This window comes from Mesorhizobium sp. M1E.F.Ca.ET.045.02.1.1 (assembly GCF_003952485.1).
GTDB lineage: Bacteria > Pseudomonadota > Alphaproteobacteria > Rhizobiales > Rhizobiaceae > Mesorhizobium.
Map to the genome: position 1 here is coordinate 3,035,417 of NZ_CP034447.1, position 15,215 is coordinate 3,050,631.

Here is a 15,215-nt window from a genome sequence, read left to right on the forward strand (position 1 = left end):
TTGGGCATGTCGACCTCGGTGAAGTGGCAGCGCGACCGGCGATGCCGGCGGACCGGCCAGAGACGAACCAGTCGAGCGTGACGTCAGCGGGGATTAGTTGTTTAGGCGCCCGCGCAAAATAGTAGCCTGTCGCGTGATTTTATGTCGACTGCCGGGTGAGCCGCCAAGGAGTTTCACGCAATCTGAATTGAGGCGAGGGTGGTGCGCGGCGCTCCGCGGCGTCGATCAGTCGGGTCTGCCCGCCTGCGCGGTGCGCCGCCGCACCTTTTCGGCAAAGGCTTCCACCTCTCCTTTGCGAGGTGCTTCGCCCGTGTGCGTGAGCAGGTAAGCCGGTGTGAGCGACAGACGGTTGCTCACCGGCTCGACGATCTCGAGCGAGTAGTAGCCGATCTGCGTGAAATACAACACGCGCGCCCGCACGAATGCTTCCGTGGCTTCATAGCCGTGCCTTGAAAACATCGCGCGGATGGCATCGACGCGCGCGTCGTCCTCCTCGGTCACGATCCGGTGCACTTCGGCGGACTGGCGCGACCAGGCGCGCACGGCGAAATCCAGCCGCGGATTGAACAGCGCCTCATCCAGCCAGCACTCGAAGACGTTGAGCACGGCCTGCGTTATCGACGCGGCGGGCCGGCCCGCCTGCTCGACGATGAAACGGGTGTTGTTGTTGCGCCAATGGTCCAGAAGCTGATCCAGCAGGTCCTGGCGGCTCTTGAAATACCAGTAGAAGCTGGAGCGGGAGACGTTCAGTTTCTGCCCGAGCGCAAGCACGCGCACGGCCTCGACGCCCTCTGAGATCAGCGTCTCCAGCGCGAGCTTCATCCAGTCCTCGCGCGTCACCTTGGTGTTGCCGGTCAGACCGGACCGGCGCACGACGTCTTCAACACTGGAATCGGAGAGCATAGCGAGCCAGGCAACATTTAACTTAACCGCGGCTAGATAAACCTGAAAGCGAACCGCTACAACGCTGCCGATTGTTCGAGCCATTCCCAAAGATAGGGCGCGAAACCGCGGTCGACGTGGAGACGCGCCCGGTTGGGGTTGCCGAAACGATAGAAGAGCACATTGACGCCGGCAAAAAGCACCGAAGCCGAGCGGCTTGTCTGGTCCGGATCGAGCGTCGTGCCCCTTGCGACCAGACCGGCCAGACCCGGCCCCTCGACCTCGAACACATGCAACCCGGCATCCACGATGGAAACCGCGAAACCAGCTTCGTGCCAGCCGGCCGCGATAGAAAACGGCCGTTCTCCAACGGCAAGAATGCGATCGCGCGCGATCCGCACCATGTAGTTGTCGCCGCTCGCGACTGCACCGGCGCCCACGCCCTCGCCTGCAAGTCCCGAGCCTTTCGACCAGGCCGCCAGGTGGCCGCTGACCAGGAGCTGGTTCAGCCCGCCCAGCGTGCGCACGCTGACGCCGCCCTTGTTCAACACCGCAGCGGTCCAGTCGGGCGCCGCCGGCCACTTGTCGGCCAGGTTACGCATGCAGGCGCCTCCCTTCCGGATCGAAGGCGCAGGGCGGGACTATGGTTGCTTGCCGCACGACGCCGAGATGTTGAACGTCGATCGTTTCGCCATGCCGCGCGGCGCCCCGTTCGATGAGCGCCAGGGCGACCGGGCGCCCCAGGGTCGGACTTTGATAGCTGGAGGTGACGAAGCCGATGCTTCTGAGGCGGCCCCCGCTTTTCTCCACGCCATGCGCGCCGGTCGCCAGCGGCGCCTCGCCGTCGCGGACCGCCAGGCCGACGAGCTGGTTGCGATCGGAGCGGTTCGCCGCTTCGGTGAAAAGCGAGCGCCGGCCGACGAATTCACCCGTACGTTTGCTGCGCGGCCCGGCCACGCCAAGGTCGTGCGGCATGACGTTGCCGTCGGTGTCCTTGCCGATGGCGATGTACCCTTTCTCGGCGCGCAGGATCATCAAGGACTCGAGCCCGAGCAGAACGGCGTCGAACGCGCGGCCCTCCTGCTGCATCCTTGCCCACAGCGCCTCGGCCCGATCGGCGCGAATGGAGATCTCGTAACTTCGGTCGCCGGTGAAGGAGACCCGGGTCATACGCACCTCGTCGCCGGCAAAGCGGCCGGCGGCGACGGCCATGTGCGGCAGGCTGACATCGTCCAGCGCAGCACCCAGATCGAGCGCTTCCACCAGCCCGCGCGCGCTCGGCCCCGACACGGTCAAGATGGCGTATTGCGCGGTGGCGTTGTGGATATAGACCGCATCGCGGCCGAAACGATCCTGCCGCCACTCTTCCAGCCTGGCATAGACGGCTGCGACATGCGACGACGAGCAGGAGACGATGAAGCGATGCTCGTCCAGGCGAACCAGCACGCCGTCGTCGAAGACCACGCCATTTTCCGACAGCATGAAGCCGTAGCGGCAATGACCCGGCTTCAGGGTCGACATGGTGTTGTAATAGATGAAGTCGACGAATTCGGCCGCGCGCGGACCGATCACCTCGATCTTGCCGAGCGTCGAGCCGTCGAAGAGCGCGACGGACTGCCGGGCGCGCCGCGCTTCCTCCTGGATTGCGGCCCCGGCTTCGCCGTTTCCGTAATAGGCCGGCCTCAACCAGCCGCCATATTCCTGGAACACCCCTCTTGCCGCGCGATGGTCTGCTTCCAGCGGCAGGCGGCGGATTGGGGCGTGCATGCTTCCCCGTCGTGCGCCCGCCAAGCTGGCGAACGGGACAGGCGTGAATGGCGGCCGGTAGGTCGTGGTGCCGACCTCGGGGATGGCGCGGCCGGTGACATCGGCCAGCAGCGCCAGGCCGTTCAGGTTCGACGTCTTTCCCTGGTCCGTCGCCATGCCGAGCGTCGTGTAGCGCTTCAGGTGCTCGACGGAGACGAAGTTCTCCCGCGCTGCAAGCTCGACGTCCTTGGCGGTGACGTCGCTCTGATAGTCGATCCAGACGCGGCCCTTGGCCTTGGGCTTCGGCCACAGGCTGACGACACCAAGCGTTGCCTCCGCTCCCGTGCCGCGAGGCACGGGCAAGGACGAGGAGCCGAACGGACCGAGAGCCGCCGCGCCGCTGGCCAAGGTCTCGGAAAGCGGGACGGTACCGGCCACGGCACCGGCTACGCCGATCCCGTCGATAGACTCTCCCGGAATGAAAGCCGCCAGTTGATCGCTCCAGGCGAGCTTGCCCTTTGCCTGCGAGAACAGGTGCACGGTGGGCGTCCAGCCGCCGGAGACGAGCACGCAATCGGCCGCGAGCGCCGTGCCGTCGTCGAGCAGGACACCCTGGATGGGATTGTGCCCGCGCGCCGCTGCGACCGTACGCCCGGAAAGGGCGCGAACACCGGTTGTCGCTTGCGTGCCGCCGTCACGCCGACAATCGACCACGGTCACAGAGGCGCCGGCGGCAGCCAGTGCCGAGGCCGGCTCGTAGGCGCTGTCGTTGTTGGTCGCGACGACCACCTGTCGGCCCACGAGCACACCATGCCGGCGCAGATAGGCGAGCGCGGCATCGGCGGAGAATATGCCGGGAAGATCGTTGTTGGCGAACGGAACGGGCCGTTCGATCGCGCCCGTCGCCAGCACGATGCGGCGCGGCCGCACCCGCCACAACGTATCGGGCCGGCCGTCGCTGTGCCGCTGGTTGAGCGCCACCAGATTGTGATCGTAAAGGCCGAAGGCGGTCGTTTCCATCAGCACGAGCTGGCCGCCGCTCTTCAACTTGGCCACGACTGCCTCGGCCCACTCCGCACCCTCTACACCGTCGACCTCGCCCGCGCGGTGGCGCAGCGACCCGCCGGGGTGCGTCCTGTCGTCGACAAGGACGACCGAGTGCCCGGCCGCCGCTGCGCCGGCCGCCGCGGCGAGGCCCGCCGGTCCGGCCCCTACCACCAGGACGTCGCAATCGTGGTTGACCTGGTCCGCGACCGGGCGCGGCTTCCAGTCAGGGTCGACGACACCAAGTCCGGCCATGGCGCGGATGCGCGGCTCGAACAGGTGCCAGTCCGGCCACATGAAGGTCTTGTAGTAGAAGGCGGCGGGCAGGAAGCGGGCGAAGCGGTCGAGCACCGCGTTGCGGTCGGCCAGCGCCGTCGGCAAAGCGTTGACGCTCTTGACTATGATGCCGTCGCTCGCAGGCACGGTCGTTGCCCGCGCATTCGGCACGCGACCGTCGGCGCCTTCGATATCGACCAGCGCGTTGGGCTCCTCCACACCGGAGCCCCAGATGCCGCGCGGCCGGTGATATTTGAAGCTGCGGCCGACAATGGCCTGGCCGCTCGCGAGCAAGGCAGAGGCGATCGTATCGCCAGCAAAACCCTCGACGCGCCTGCCGTCGAAGGTGAAGGCCAGCGGGCGGGCGCGATCGATGTCGCTGCCGCCATTGGCGAGACGGAACGCACTCATGCGCCGTGCTCCGCTTCGCCGAGCGCGCAAGAGCCCGACACCTTGTGATTGACGCTGTCGCGGCTCATCGCGAAGAACTCGCCGCAGGTCAGGTGCATCCAGATCTCGCGGGTTGGACCCTTCGGATTGTCGCGCATGTGGAGATAGCCGGCCCAGCGCTCGGCCGTCACATCGCCGCCATCGGGCCTCAAATTGCCGGCCTCGCCGCCGAAGTGAAATTCGCTTTCTTCGCGCGGCCCGCAGAACGGGCAGGGAAAGAGCTGCATCTTTTTCTACACCTTCAATGGGCAATGCCGGAGCCGGCCGCCTCGTCGATCAGCCGGCCGCGAGCGAAGCGGTCGAGATCGAAAGGCCGGCTGATGTCGTGGTGCGTGCCGGTGGCGAGCAGATGGGCAAGCAGCGTGCCGCCGGCGGGGATAGCCTTGAAGCCGCCCGTGCCCCAGCCGCAATTGAGGAAGAGGCCGGGCAGCGGCGATTCACCGATGATGGGCGAGGAATCCGGGACGACATCGACGATGCCGGCCCATTGCCGCATCATCTTCAACTGGCCGAAGATCGGATACATGTCGAGCATGCCGGCGATCACGCCCTCCAGCACCGGCAGATTGCCGCGCTGGGCATAGGACGGGATGCGGTCGAGCGCGCCGCCGATCACCAGTTCGCCCTTGTCCGACTGGCTGACGTACACACCCGTGTCCGGCGAGATCACCACTGTATCGAGGATCGGCTTGACCGGCTCGGACACACAGGCCTGCAGCGCGTAGGAGTTGATTGGCAGCCGAAATCCCGCCTTCGCCGCCAGCACCGACGAATGGCCGGCCACCGCCATTCCCGTGCGCTCGGCCCGGATTGCGCCGCGCGACGTGACGACACCACGGCAGCGTCCGTTCTCGATGATGAAGTCGGTGATCTCGCAATTCTGGATGATGTCGACGCCGAGACGGCTGGCCGCGCGCGCATAGCCCCAGGCGACGGCATCGTGACGGGCGGTGCCGCCGCTCGGCTGCCAGGTGCCGCCATAGACCGGGTAGCGGGCATCCGGGCCGAAATTGTAGATCGGCACGACGCGACGCACGTCCTCGACCGAGAACAGCTCGCAATCGATGCCGTTGACCCGGATGGCGTTGACCGACCGCGCGGCGGTTTCCATGCCCGCTTCGCTGTGCGCGAGGGTGAGGATGCCGCGCGCCGAAAACATCACGTTGTAGTTCAGGTCCTTCGAGAGCGTCTTGTAGAGGCTGTGGGCGAGCCCGTAGATCGCCGCGCTTTCGGGACAGAAGTAGTTGGAGCGCACCACGGTGGTGTTGCGGCCGGTGTTGCCGCCGCCGATCCAGCCCTTCTCGAGCAATGCCACGTTGGTGACGCCGTGGTTCTTGGCGAGATAATACGCCGTGGCGAGGCCGTGGCCGCCACCGCCGATGATGATGGCGTCATAGCGCGGCTTCGGCTCGGGCGAGCGCCAGGCCTTTTCCCAGCCGGTCTGGCCGGCGATCCCTTCCTTGAAGAGCGAAAGCGCTGAATAGTGTCTTGTCATGCACTCAAGCCCGCATCATCGCGTGATGGAGATTGCGTCGGTGCGAAGGGGATCGAAACGCTGCGTTGGGGTCCGGCGCCAAACTGGCGCAATCAACTTGCCCCCGCTCTCGAAGGTCCATGATCCATCCCGTTTCGCTGCGGATTGACGAAGGCCGTCGATCATCGCGGAGCCCGAACTTAGCTCGAATGGACACCTGTGTCCATTAGGGGCGAAGACAATCTACTATTCTTCAGTGTCGGGGTCGTTCATCAGCGCGTTTCCGGCGCAAGCATGCGCGTCACATGATCGGCGATCGCCAGGCTGGAGGTCAGCCCGGGGCTTTCGATGCCGAACAGATTGACAAGGCCCGCGACGCCGTGGGTCGCGGCACCCTGGATGACGAAGTCGCTGTTGGCTTCGCCCGGGCCGGAGAGTTTCGGCCGGATGCCGCTGTAGGCCGGCTGCAGACTGCCGTCGGGAAGGTGCGGCCAGTATTTGCGGATCGCGGCATAAAAGCGCTCGCCGCGCGCCGGATCGACGCGATAGTCGAGCACTTCGGTCCATTCGACGTCAGGTCCGAACCGGGCAGTGCCGCCAAGGTCGAGCGTCAGATGGACACCGAGCCCGCCCGGCTCCGGCACGGGGTAGACGAGCCGCGAGAAGGGCGCCCGGCCCGCCACCGAGAAGTAGTTGCCTTTGGCGCAGCGGAGCGTCGGCAGGTACCGACGGTCGAAACCTTCGAGCGAGCCAGCCAGCGCGACCGCTCCGAGGCCGGCTGCGTTGACGAAACGGGATGTGGCGATGCCGAAGCCTTCGCCGCTCGCCGTGTCTGTCGTCTGAAGCACGATGCGGTTGGCCTCGATACGGCCCGAAACGATGCGGGTGTTGAGCGAGAGCTTCGCGCCGCTTTCCTCGGCGTCGCCGAGTAACGTCAGCATCAAGGCGTGGCTGTCGATGATGCCGGTTGAAGGCGAGAGCAGCGCCTTCGTGCAATGCAGCGCCGGCTCGAGCGCCTGCGCTTCGGCTGCTGAGAGGAAACGCAGGTCGCCGGCACCGCAAGCGATGGCGCCGGCGCGGATGGCGGCAAGCACCGGCTCCTGCGCTGCGACGGTGGCGACGATCAGCTTGCCTGACCGCCGGTGCGGGATCGAGCGTTCCGCCGCGTAGCGATAGAGCGTATCGCGTCCGGCGACACACAGCCGGGCCTTCAGCGAGCCTTCAGGGTAATAGATGCCGGCGTGGATGACTTCCGAATTGCGCGAACTCGTCTCGGTGCCGATGGCGTCCGCCGCTTCGAGGATCAGCGTGTCGAGGCCTTGGGCCGCCATGTCGCGCGCGATCGCAAGACCGATCACGCCGGCGCCGGCAATTATGCAGTCGACCTGTTCCATGCTTAGTCCATTCGGTTACGCCAGCGACGCGCCACAGTTCAAGGATCATATCGCCCGTGTCCATCGGTGTCGGCGTTTATGTGCCGCGCCGCGACGTTGGGATCGGTCGCGGTCGGGGTTCGGATCGCATGGCGCTATCGATCGTGACACGGCGGCTCTTGCGGACCGGTTGCGCGGTGATGCATCAAACAGCCGACGCGAGGACGGAACCAGAGACTTCTCGACAAGCGAGACGGTCCTATCTTCGCTTGCATGCCCGCAGACAGGAGCCGTCATGGACGCCAGACCGAATTCCCCTGAAGCCCGCGATATCCGCTACCACATGCATGGCTACACCAACGCCCGCAAGCACCAGGAAACGGGTCCGCTGGTCATCGAAAAGGGCGACGGCGTCTATGTCGAGGACATCGCCGGCAACCGCTACATCGAGGCGATGGCGGGCTTGTGGAGCGTCGCGGTCGGCTTTTCGGAAAAGCGGCTGGTCGAGGCGGCCACAAGACAGATGTCCAAGCTGCCTTTCTACCATGACTTCGGCTCGAAGGCGCATTCGCCGCTGATCGACCTTGCCGAGAAGCTGGTGCAGATGGCGCCGGTGCCGATGAGCAAGGCCTATTTCACCAATTCCGGTTCCGAGGCCAACGACACGGCGATCAAGATGATCTGGTACCGGTCGAACGCGCTTGGCCAGCCGGCGCGCAAGAAGATCATCAGCCGCAAGCGCGGCTATCACGGCGTCACCGTCGCTTCCGCCAGCCTGACCGGCCTGCCGAACAATCATCTCTCCTTCGACCTGCCGATCGCCAATATCCTGCACACCTCGACGCCGCACCATTGGCGCGACGCCGAGCCTGGCGAAAGCGAGGAGCAGTTCTCCAGCTGGCTGGCCGAAGATCTCGAGACGCTGATCCTTGCCGAGGGGCCGGAGACGATCGCCGCCTTCATCGGCGAGCCGATCATGGGCGCCGGCGGCGTCATCGTTCCTCCAGCCGGCTATTGGGAAAAGATCCAGGCGGTGCTGTCGAAATACGGCATCCTGCTGGTGGCCGACGAGGTGATCTGCGGCTTCGGCCGCACCGGCAAGATGTTCGGCTCGCAGACTTTCGGCATCAAGCCCGACATCATGGTACTGTCGAAGCAGATCTCGTCGTCCTACCTGCCGATCTCGGCGCTGCTCATCAACGACAAGGTATTCGAGCCGATCGCCGACGAGAGCAACCGCATCGGCACTTTCGGCCACGGCTTCACCGGCGGCGGCCATCCGGTGGCTGCTGCCGTCGCGCTGGAAAACATCAAGCTGATCGAGGAGCGCGACCTCGTCGGCAATGCGCGCAAGGTCGGCGCGCGCCTGCAGGCACGGCTGCGCAAGCTGGATTCCCATCCGCTGGTGGGCGAGGTGCGCGGCGTCGGCCTCATCGCCGCCGTCGAGCTGGTCGCCGACAAGGCCAGCAAGGCGCCGTGGGGCAAGCCCGCCGCGCTCGGCGCGCTGGTCAACGGCTTCCTGCAGCAGAATGGCGTGATCTCGCGCAACATGGGCGATGCGATTGCCTTCTGTCCGCCGCTGATCATCACCGAGGCTGAGGTCGATGCCCTGGTTGACGCGTTCGAACGGTCGCTCGACGCCGCGCTGCCGCAGGTTCAGCCGCAGGGCTGAACAGGCCGCTGCCGGCATCGCCCGGCTCGCCGCTGTGCGTCGCCCATTCCAGCATCGCGGCGGTCGACGGGCTGGAAGTCGCGCTGAAGGGCGGGCAGGTCGGGACCGACCGCTATTTCTCGGCCATCCGCGACGGCCTCGGCGGTTGACAGCGCCGTGCCGTTCCGAGGTTCCGCGATGCACCGTGCCGCGCCTCGCGACCTTCCGGCTGCATTTCTCGCCAAGAAAAACAGAACGTTCCAAGCGGTCGGGAAACGCTTTAGTCTCGCCGCCGACGATAGTGCAGGGGAGAAACGCATGAGCATGAGCCAGAAGCTGATCAACGATGGCAACGCGGCGGTCGACGAAATGCTGATAGGCATCATGGCCGCGCATCCCGAGCATCTTTGGCGCCCGGACAACGCGCCGCGTGCGGTCGTCGCCAGACACGGTCCGCGGAGTGGCAAGGTGGCGCTGATCATCGGCGGCGGCTCGGGCCACGAGCCGACCTTCCTGGGCTATGTCGGCAAGGGGCTGGCGGACGCCGCCGCGATCGGCAACGTCTTCGCTTCGCCCCCTCCGCAGCCGGCGGTCGACGCGGCGATGGCCGCGAGCGGCGATGCCGGTGTCCTGTTCATGTATGGCAACTATGCCGGCGACGTGATGAACTTCGACATGGCCGCCGAGCTTCTGGAGATGGAAGGCATCGAGGCACGCACGGTGCTGACCACCGACGACATCGCATCCGCGCCACGCGACCAGCGGCAAAAGCGTCGCGGCGTTGCCGGCAATGTGTTCATCTTCAAGGCCGCGGGCGCGGCCGCGGACATGATGATGCCGCTGGACGAGGTGGAACGGATCGCCCGGCACGCCAACGACCGCACCTTCACCATGGGCGTGGCGCTCTCGTCCTGTTCCCTGCCGCAGACGCGGCGGCCGAGCTTCGATCTGCCCGCCGGCGAGATGGAGATCGGCATGGGCATCCATGGCGAGCCCGGCGTGCGGCGCGGGCCATTGCGGCCGGCCAACGACGTCGCCGACGAAATCATGGACGCGATCCTGGCGGAAATGAAAGCGCCGGCCGGCGATCGTGTCGCGGTGCTGGTCAATTCGCTCGGCGCGACGCCGCTGATGGAACTCTACATCCTGAACGCCCGGATCGCGGAACGCCTGAAGGCTGCCGGGCTGGTCGTCCACAAGACGCTGGTCGGCCCCTACTGCACGTCGCTCGACATGGCCGGCGCCTCGATCACCATCATGCATCTCGATGACGAACTGCAGCGCATGATCGACCATCCCTGCGACTGCGCCATGTTCCGGAGCTGAGCAAGATGGAGTTTACGACCAGGGATTTGAAGGCCCTTTTCGGCGCCTTCTCCGCACGGATGGCGAGTGAGCGCGACAGGCTCTGCGCGCTCGACGGGGTAATAGGGGACGCCGATCACGGCATCGCCATGGAACAAGGCATGAAGGCCGCGGCCGATGCAGCCCAGGCTGCCGAGGGCACGCTGCAGGACGTATTCAATGCCGCCGCCAAGGGCTTTCTCAACGCTGTCGGCGCCTCCTCCGGACCTCTCTACGCGACCGCCCTTCTGCGCGCCGGCAAGGCCGCGGGTCCGCGCGGGTCGATGCCGAGCGGCGAACTGCGGACCGTCATTGCGGCGATGCGCGACGGCATCGTCCAGCGCGGCAAGGCCGAACCCGGGCAGAAGACGATGCTCGATGCCTGGGCTCCAGCCGCGGATGCGGCCGTCAATGGCCAGAGCGCCGACGCCATAGCCGCCGCCGCCCGCCAGGGCGCGGAAGCGACACGCGATATGATCGCAACCGTCGGCCGCGCCGCGCGGCTCGGCGAGCGCTCGCTGGGTCATCCGGACCCCGGCTCGGTTTCGGCCGCATTGCTGGTCGAAGAAATCTGCAATGCGATGAAGACCGCCTAAAGCGCGCCGCGATCTTTCAGATCGCTTCTGCGCTTTAGGTTTTTGTTTTTACGCATGTCTTTTTCCCGAAACCGGGTCCCACTTTCGGGAGACATGCTTTGAGCCGTCCGCCGACGAGACGGCTCAAGCCGGCAATCCCGCCCCGGGAGCCATCAACTCCGCAGCGCCACATAGATCGCCGGAATGACGAGCACCGTCAGCAGCGTCGAAGAGGCAAGCCCGAACAGCAGCGAGATGGCGAGACCTTGGAAGATCGGGTCCGTCAGGATCACCGCCGCGCCGATCATCGCGGCCAGCGCGGTGAGCAGGATGGGCTTGAAGCGGATCGCGCCGGCCTTGAGCAGGATGTCGACCAATGGCCGGTCGGTGCCGCGGGAGTGGCGGATGAAATCGACCAGCAGGATCGAGTTGCGCACGATGATGCCGGCCAGTGCGATGAAGCCGATCATCGACGTGGCCGTGAAGGGCGCGGCGAAAGCCCAGTGGCCGAGCATGATGCCGATCAGCGTCAGCGGGATCGGGGTGAGGATCACCAGCGGCAGCCGGAAGGAGCCGAACTGCGCGACGACCAGGATATAGATGCCGAGGATCGCCACCATGAAGGCGGCGCCCATGTCGCGGAAGGTTACCCAGGTCACCTCCCATTCGCCGTCCCACAGAAGCGTCGGCTTCGATTCGTCGTCCGGCTGGCCATGCAGCGCGATCGCCGGCTTCGGCAGCGCCCTCCAGTCCGCCTTGGCGATCGCGTCGTCGACGGCGAGCATGCCGTAGACGGGCGCCTCGAAGGCGCCGGCCAACTCGCCCATCACCATTTCGGCGGGGCGGCCGTTGTGGCGGAAGATCGGGTACGAGGCGGGCTCGCCCGCAAGGCGCACCACGTCGCCGAGCTCGACCACGTCGCGAGCGCCCGGCAAGGCATTGGCCGGCACCGGCGTCGCCAGCGCGCGCTGGTCGACGACGCCACCGGCCTTTGACAAGGCAATGCGGATCGGGATCGGATAACGGCCGCCGCCGCGGTGCGAATAGCCGACAGTGGTGCCGCCGAAGAGATAGCTCAGCGTGTCGTAAACGTCCGACTGCTCGACCTTGTAATATTCGAGATTGTCCTGGTCGATCGCCAGCCGCTGCCGTCCGGGTTGTTTGTGGAAGCTGTCGTCGACGTCGACGATGAACGGGACGCTCGAGAAGGTCTCGCGCACCTTGGCCGCGACAGCGCGGCGGGTCTCGGCGTCCGGCCCGTAGATTTCGGCCAGCAGCGTGCCCAGCACCGGTGGTCCGGGCGGCGGCTCGACCACCTTGACGACTGTGCCCGCCGGCATGGCCATGCCTTTCAGGCGCTCGCGTATGTCGAGCGCGATGGCGTGGCTGGCGCGGCCGCGCTCACCCTTCGGTACTAGGTTGACAGTCACGTCGCCCTGCTCGGGGCTGGAGCGCAGATAATAATGGCGCACCAGTCCGTTGAAGTTGAAGGGCGCGGCGGAGCCGGCATAAGTCTGGAAGGAGACGACCTCCGGCACGCCGGCCAGGCGGTCGACCGCTGCTTGCAGCAGCCGGTTCGTGTCCTCGACGGACGAGCCCTTGGGCAGGTCCGCGACCACCTGCAGCTCGGTCTTGTTGTCGAACGGAAGCAGCTTCACCGTCACATGCCTGGTGTAGATCAGCGCCATGGAAGACAGCGTCGCGACACCGACGACGAGCAGGAACATCCAGGCACGCAGGCGCGACTTCAGGATCGGCCGGGCGGCCGCGACATAGGCGCGGCCGAGCGCTCCTATATGTCCGTCGCCATGGCCTGTCCGTCCATCCGCCGCGTCTTGCCTGCGGCCAAGCTTCATCATCAGCCAGGGTGTCAGCATCACGGCGACGAAGAAGGAGAACAGCATCGCGGCCGAGGCATTGGCCGGAATCGGGCTCATATACGGTCCCATCATGCCCGACACGAAAAGCATCGGGAGCAGCGCCGCGACGACGGTCAGCGTGGCGACGATGGTCGGGTTGCCGACCTCGGCGACAGCGTCGATGGCGGCGGCGCTCCGCGAACGCCCGTCATCCATGGCCCAGTGGCGGGCAATGTTCTCGATGACGACGATGGCGTCGTCGACCAGGATGCCGATCGAGAAGATCAGCGCGAACAGGCTGACGCGGTTCAGCGTGTAACCCATGATGCGGGAGGCAAAGAGCGTGAGCAGGATCGTCGTCGGGATGACAACCGCCACCACCAGCGCCTCGCGCCAGCCGATGGCGACGGCGACCAGCACGACGATCGAGATCGTCGCCAGGCCGAGATGGAAGAGAAGCTCGTTCGCCTTCTCGTTGGCGGTCTCGCCATAGTCGCGGGTGACGGTCATCCCGACGTCCTTGGGGAATATCTGTCCGCGCGTCTGCTCCAGCCGCTTGCCGATGGCATCGGCAATGAGGACGGCGTTGGTGCCGGGCCGCTTGGCGACGGCGAGCGAGACGGCGGGACCGCGCTGCAGCCCGTCGGCGGTCTTGGTCACGCTCATGACACGATTTTCCGCCGGCGCCGTCGTCAGCACGATGCGGGCCACGTCGCGCACATAGACCGGCCGGCCATCGCGGGCGGTGAGCAGCAGGTTGCCTATGTCGGAGAACCCCTGCAGTGTCTGACCGGCGACCAGCACCTGCTGCTCGCCCTGCTCGCGCACCGTGCCGAGCTGAAAGGAGCGGTTGGCGCCTGCGATCTTGGCCGTCAGTTGCTGCAGCGTGATCCCATAGAGCGAGAGTTTCTCCGGATCGGGCTCGATCTGGATTTCCTCCGGCTGCTCGCCGACGATGTAGGTCAGGCCGATGTCGGGGAGCTTGGCGACCTCGACCTGAAGCTCGCGCGCCAGACGCGTCAGGTCGGCCGAGGAATAGCGGCCGGCGGCCTCCGGCGTCGGCGTCAGCGTCACCACCACGATGGCGACGTCGTCGATACCGCGCCCGACGATCAGCGGCTCGGGAATGCCGACCGGAATCCGGTCGAGGTTGGCGCGCACCTTGTCGTGCACGCGCAGCACGGCGGCGTCCGAGCTGGTGCCCACCTTGAAGCGGGCCGTGACCAGCGCGCCGTCATCCGCGGTCTGCGAATAGACGTGTTCGACGCCATCGATGCTCTTGATGATCGTCTCCAGTGGTTCGGTGACCAGCTTGACCGCATCCTCGGCCCTGAGCCCGTCAGCCCTGACGTGGATATCGACCATCGGCACGGAGATCTGCGGCTCCTCCTCGCGCGGCAGCGTCACCAGCGCCACCAGGCCGAGGGCAAGCGCGGCCAGCAGGAAGAGCGGCGTCAGCGGCGAGCCGATGAAGGAACGGGTGAGCCCGCCGGCAATACCGAGCTTCATGGCATGACGACCTTGTCGCCTTCGGCGAGGCCGGTCAGCACCTCGATGCGCTGCTCGCCGGCATCCTCGAACCGCTCGCCGAGCACCACCGCCACGTCGAGCGGCCCGTTCGCCGTTTCGACGCTGACGTAGTCGACGCCATGGATCGTGCGCACCGCCTGGGGTGGAACGCCGAGCATGGCGCGGCTGCCGACCGGGATCGACACCAGCGTGCGCTCGTTGACGAAATAGGTGCCGATATCAGCCACCTCGACATCGGCGATCACCCGCCCGCTTTCGATTTCGGGATAGACTTTGGCGATGCGCCCCTCGCGGGCCTTGACGAAGCCGGCGTTCGATCCGGTGCCGCGCTCGCCGATGTCGACCGTGGCGCCTTCGGCGATCTCGGCGGCGTGGCGCTCCGGCAGCGACAGACGCAGATAGTACCGGCCTGACGCAATGCGGGCGATCGGTTCGCCGGCCATGGCCACCGAGCCGGCCGTGACCGGAACGGTGAGCACCCGTCCGTTGGCGGGCGCGAGCGTCTGTCCCTCCCTGGAGCTCTGTTCGATGACCGCCTTGTCCGCGACGGCCGCCGCGAGCTGGTTGGTGGTGACGTCGAGCTGCAGCCGCGCGGCGTCGACCCGGCTCTGCGCCGCCGCGCCCTTGGCCAGCAGGTCCTGGGCGCGCTGCATGTCGGTGCGGGCATTGTCGAGCTGCGAGTTGAGCGCGGCGATCTTGGCGTCGGCGGCGCGAAGCTGGAGCGCGAGCTTGTCGTCGACCACGATTGCGATCAGGTCGCCCTGGCGCACCTCCTGGCCTTCCGAGACGCGGACCTCGCTGATGGTGCCGGAAATGCGCGCGCGCGCCGGCACCACGGTGCGGCTTTCCACCTGCCCGTAGACGGCCTTCATTTCGGTGACGGTCGTGGCCTTCACGGTGAATTCCGCGGCTTTCGTATTCGATACCGCAAGGCACGCGGTGCCGATCAGAAGAATGTTGGCGACAGCCGATCTCATGCTTCGCATTGCGCTTGTTCCGGTCGGTTGAAAT

Annotated in this window: 11 protein-coding genes and 1 pseudogene; 4 read left to right on the top strand and 8 right to left on the bottom strand. The window is 66.4% G+C overall.

What is annotated here, in order from left to right; translation table 11 throughout:
* Positions 1 to 225: 225 nt before the first annotated feature.
* From EJ070_RS14705 to EJ070_RS14730, 6 genes are all read right to left on the bottom strand, one after another.
* Complete coding sequence (locus tag EJ070_RS14705) at positions 226 to 903, bottom strand: TetR/AcrR family transcriptional regulator (protein WP_126092014.1); 678 nt, start codon at positions 901 to 903, stop codon at positions 226 to 228.
* Positions 904 to 959: 56 nt separating this feature from the next.
* A complete protein-coding gene (locus tag EJ070_RS14710) occupies positions 960 to 1,484 on the bottom strand; it encodes a hypothetical protein (protein WP_126092015.1) in 525 nt (174 codons plus the stop codon).
* Positions 1,477 to 4,359 (bottom strand): sarcosine oxidase subunit alpha family protein, encoded by a 2,883-nt coding sequence (locus EJ070_RS14715; RefSeq protein WP_126092016.1) that lies wholly within the window; start codon positions 4,357 to 4,359, stop codon positions 1,477 to 1,479. Before EJ070_RS14715 ends, EJ070_RS14710 begins: the two co-directional genes overlap by 8 nt.
* Entirely contained in the window at positions 4,356 to 4,625 is a 270-nt protein-coding gene (locus EJ070_RS14720; RefSeq protein WP_126092017.1) for a sarcosine oxidase subunit delta, read from the bottom strand. Before EJ070_RS14720 ends, EJ070_RS14715 begins: the two co-directional genes overlap by 4 nt.
* Positions 4,626 to 4,639: 14 nt before the next feature.
* The gene (locus EJ070_RS14725; RefSeq protein ID WP_126092018.1) at positions 4,640 to 5,893 is read right to left on the bottom strand and encodes a sarcosine oxidase subunit beta family protein; all 1,254 of its coding nucleotides are present in this window, start codon (positions 5,891 to 5,893) and stop codon (positions 4,640 to 4,642) included.
* Positions 5,894 to 6,144: 251 nt separating this feature from the next.
* A complete protein-coding gene (locus EJ070_RS14730) occupies positions 6,145 to 7,266 on the bottom strand; it encodes an NAD(P)/FAD-dependent oxidoreductase (protein WP_126092019.1) in 1,122 nt (373 codons plus the stop codon).
* A gap of 274 nt (positions 7,267 to 7,540) precedes the next feature.
* On the opposite strand from EJ070_RS14730, the gene EJ070_RS14735 reads away from it, so the two are divergent.
* The 4 genes and pseudogenes from EJ070_RS14735 to dhaL all read left to right on the top strand — a co-directional run bounded on the left by EJ070_RS14735 (position 7,541) and on the right by dhaL (position 10,836).
* Positions 7,541 to 8,917, top strand: a complete 1,377-nt coding sequence (locus tag EJ070_RS14735; protein ID WP_126092020.1) for an aspartate aminotransferase family protein — start codon at positions 7,541 to 7,543, stop codon at positions 8,915 to 8,917.
* A 5-nt stretch (positions 8,918 to 8,922) separates the two neighbouring features.
* Positions 8,923 to 9,066: pseudogene (locus EJ070_RS37050) on the top strand (four-carbon acid sugar kinase family protein); the annotation flags it as partial.
* Positions 9,067 to 9,220: 154 nt separating this feature from the next.
* Positions 9,221 to 10,222 carry a dihydroxyacetone kinase subunit DhaK gene (locus EJ070_RS14745; RefSeq protein ID WP_126095756.1) on the top strand — a complete coding sequence of 334 codons (1,002 nt, stop codon included), beginning with the start codon at positions 9,221 to 9,223 and terminating at the stop codon, positions 10,220 to 10,222.
* A 5-nt stretch (positions 10,223 to 10,227) separates the two neighbouring features.
* A complete protein-coding gene (gene dhaL / locus EJ070_RS14750; RefSeq protein ID WP_126092021.1) occupies positions 10,228 to 10,836 on the top strand; it encodes a dihydroxyacetone kinase subunit DhaL in 609 nt (202 codons plus the stop codon).
* 152 nt (positions 10,837 to 10,988) lie between these two features.
* Here the strand turns inward: dhaL and EJ070_RS14755 are convergent, their stop codons facing one another.
* Both EJ070_RS14755 and EJ070_RS14760 read right to left on the bottom strand, forming a co-directional pair.
* Positions 10,989 to 14,183: an efflux RND transporter permease subunit gene (locus tag EJ070_RS14755; protein WP_126092022.1), complete on the bottom strand. Its 3,195-nt coding sequence runs from the start codon at positions 14,181 to 14,183 to the stop codon at positions 10,989 to 10,991.
* Complete coding sequence (locus EJ070_RS14760) at positions 14,180 to 15,181, bottom strand: efflux RND transporter periplasmic adaptor subunit (protein WP_126095757.1); 1,002 nt, start codon at positions 15,179 to 15,181, stop codon at positions 14,180 to 14,182. Before EJ070_RS14760 ends, EJ070_RS14755 begins: the two co-directional genes overlap by 4 nt.
* Positions 15,182 to 15,215: the final 34 nt, after the last annotated feature.

Coding starts and splice junctions, on each gene's coding strand:
- EJ070_RS14725 (WP_126092018.1), bottom strand. CDS start 5,893: ATGACAAGACACTATTCAGCGCTTTCGCTCTTCAAGGAAGGGATCGCC.
- EJ070_RS14720 (WP_126092017.1), bottom strand. CDS start 4,625: ATGCAGCTCTTTCCCTGCCCGTTCTGCGGGCCGCGCGAAGAAAGCGAA.
- EJ070_RS14760 (WP_126095757.1), bottom strand. CDS start 15,181: ATGAGATCGGCTGTCGCCAACATTCTTCTGATCGGCACCGCGTGCCTT.
- EJ070_RS14730 (WP_126092019.1), bottom strand. CDS start 7,266: ATGGAACAGGTCGACTGCATAATTGCCGGCGCCGGCGTGATCGGTCTT.
- EJ070_RS14715 (WP_126092016.1), bottom strand. CDS start 4,359: ATGAGTGCGTTCCGTCTCGCCAATGGCGGCAGCGACATCGATCGCGCC.
- EJ070_RS14755 (WP_126092022.1), bottom strand. CDS start 14,183: ATGAAGCTCGGTATTGCCGGCGGGCTCACCCGTTCCTTCATCGGCTCG.
- EJ070_RS14705 (WP_126092014.1), bottom strand. CDS start 903: ATGCTCTCCGATTCCAGTGTTGAAGACGTCGTGCGCCGGTCCGGTCTG.
- EJ070_RS14745 (WP_126095756.1), top strand. CDS start 9,221: ATGAGCCAGAAGCTGATCAACGATGGCAACGCGGCGGTCGACGAAATG.
- dhaL (WP_126092021.1), top strand. CDS start 10,228: ATGGAGTTTACGACCAGGGATTTGAAGGCCCTTTTCGGCGCCTTCTCC.
- EJ070_RS14710 (WP_126092015.1), bottom strand. CDS start 1,484: ATGCGTAACCTGGCCGACAAGTGGCCGGCGGCGCCCGACTGGACCGCT.
- EJ070_RS14735 (WP_126092020.1), top strand. CDS start 7,541: ATGGACGCCAGACCGAATTCCCCTGAAGCCCGCGATATCCGCTACCAC.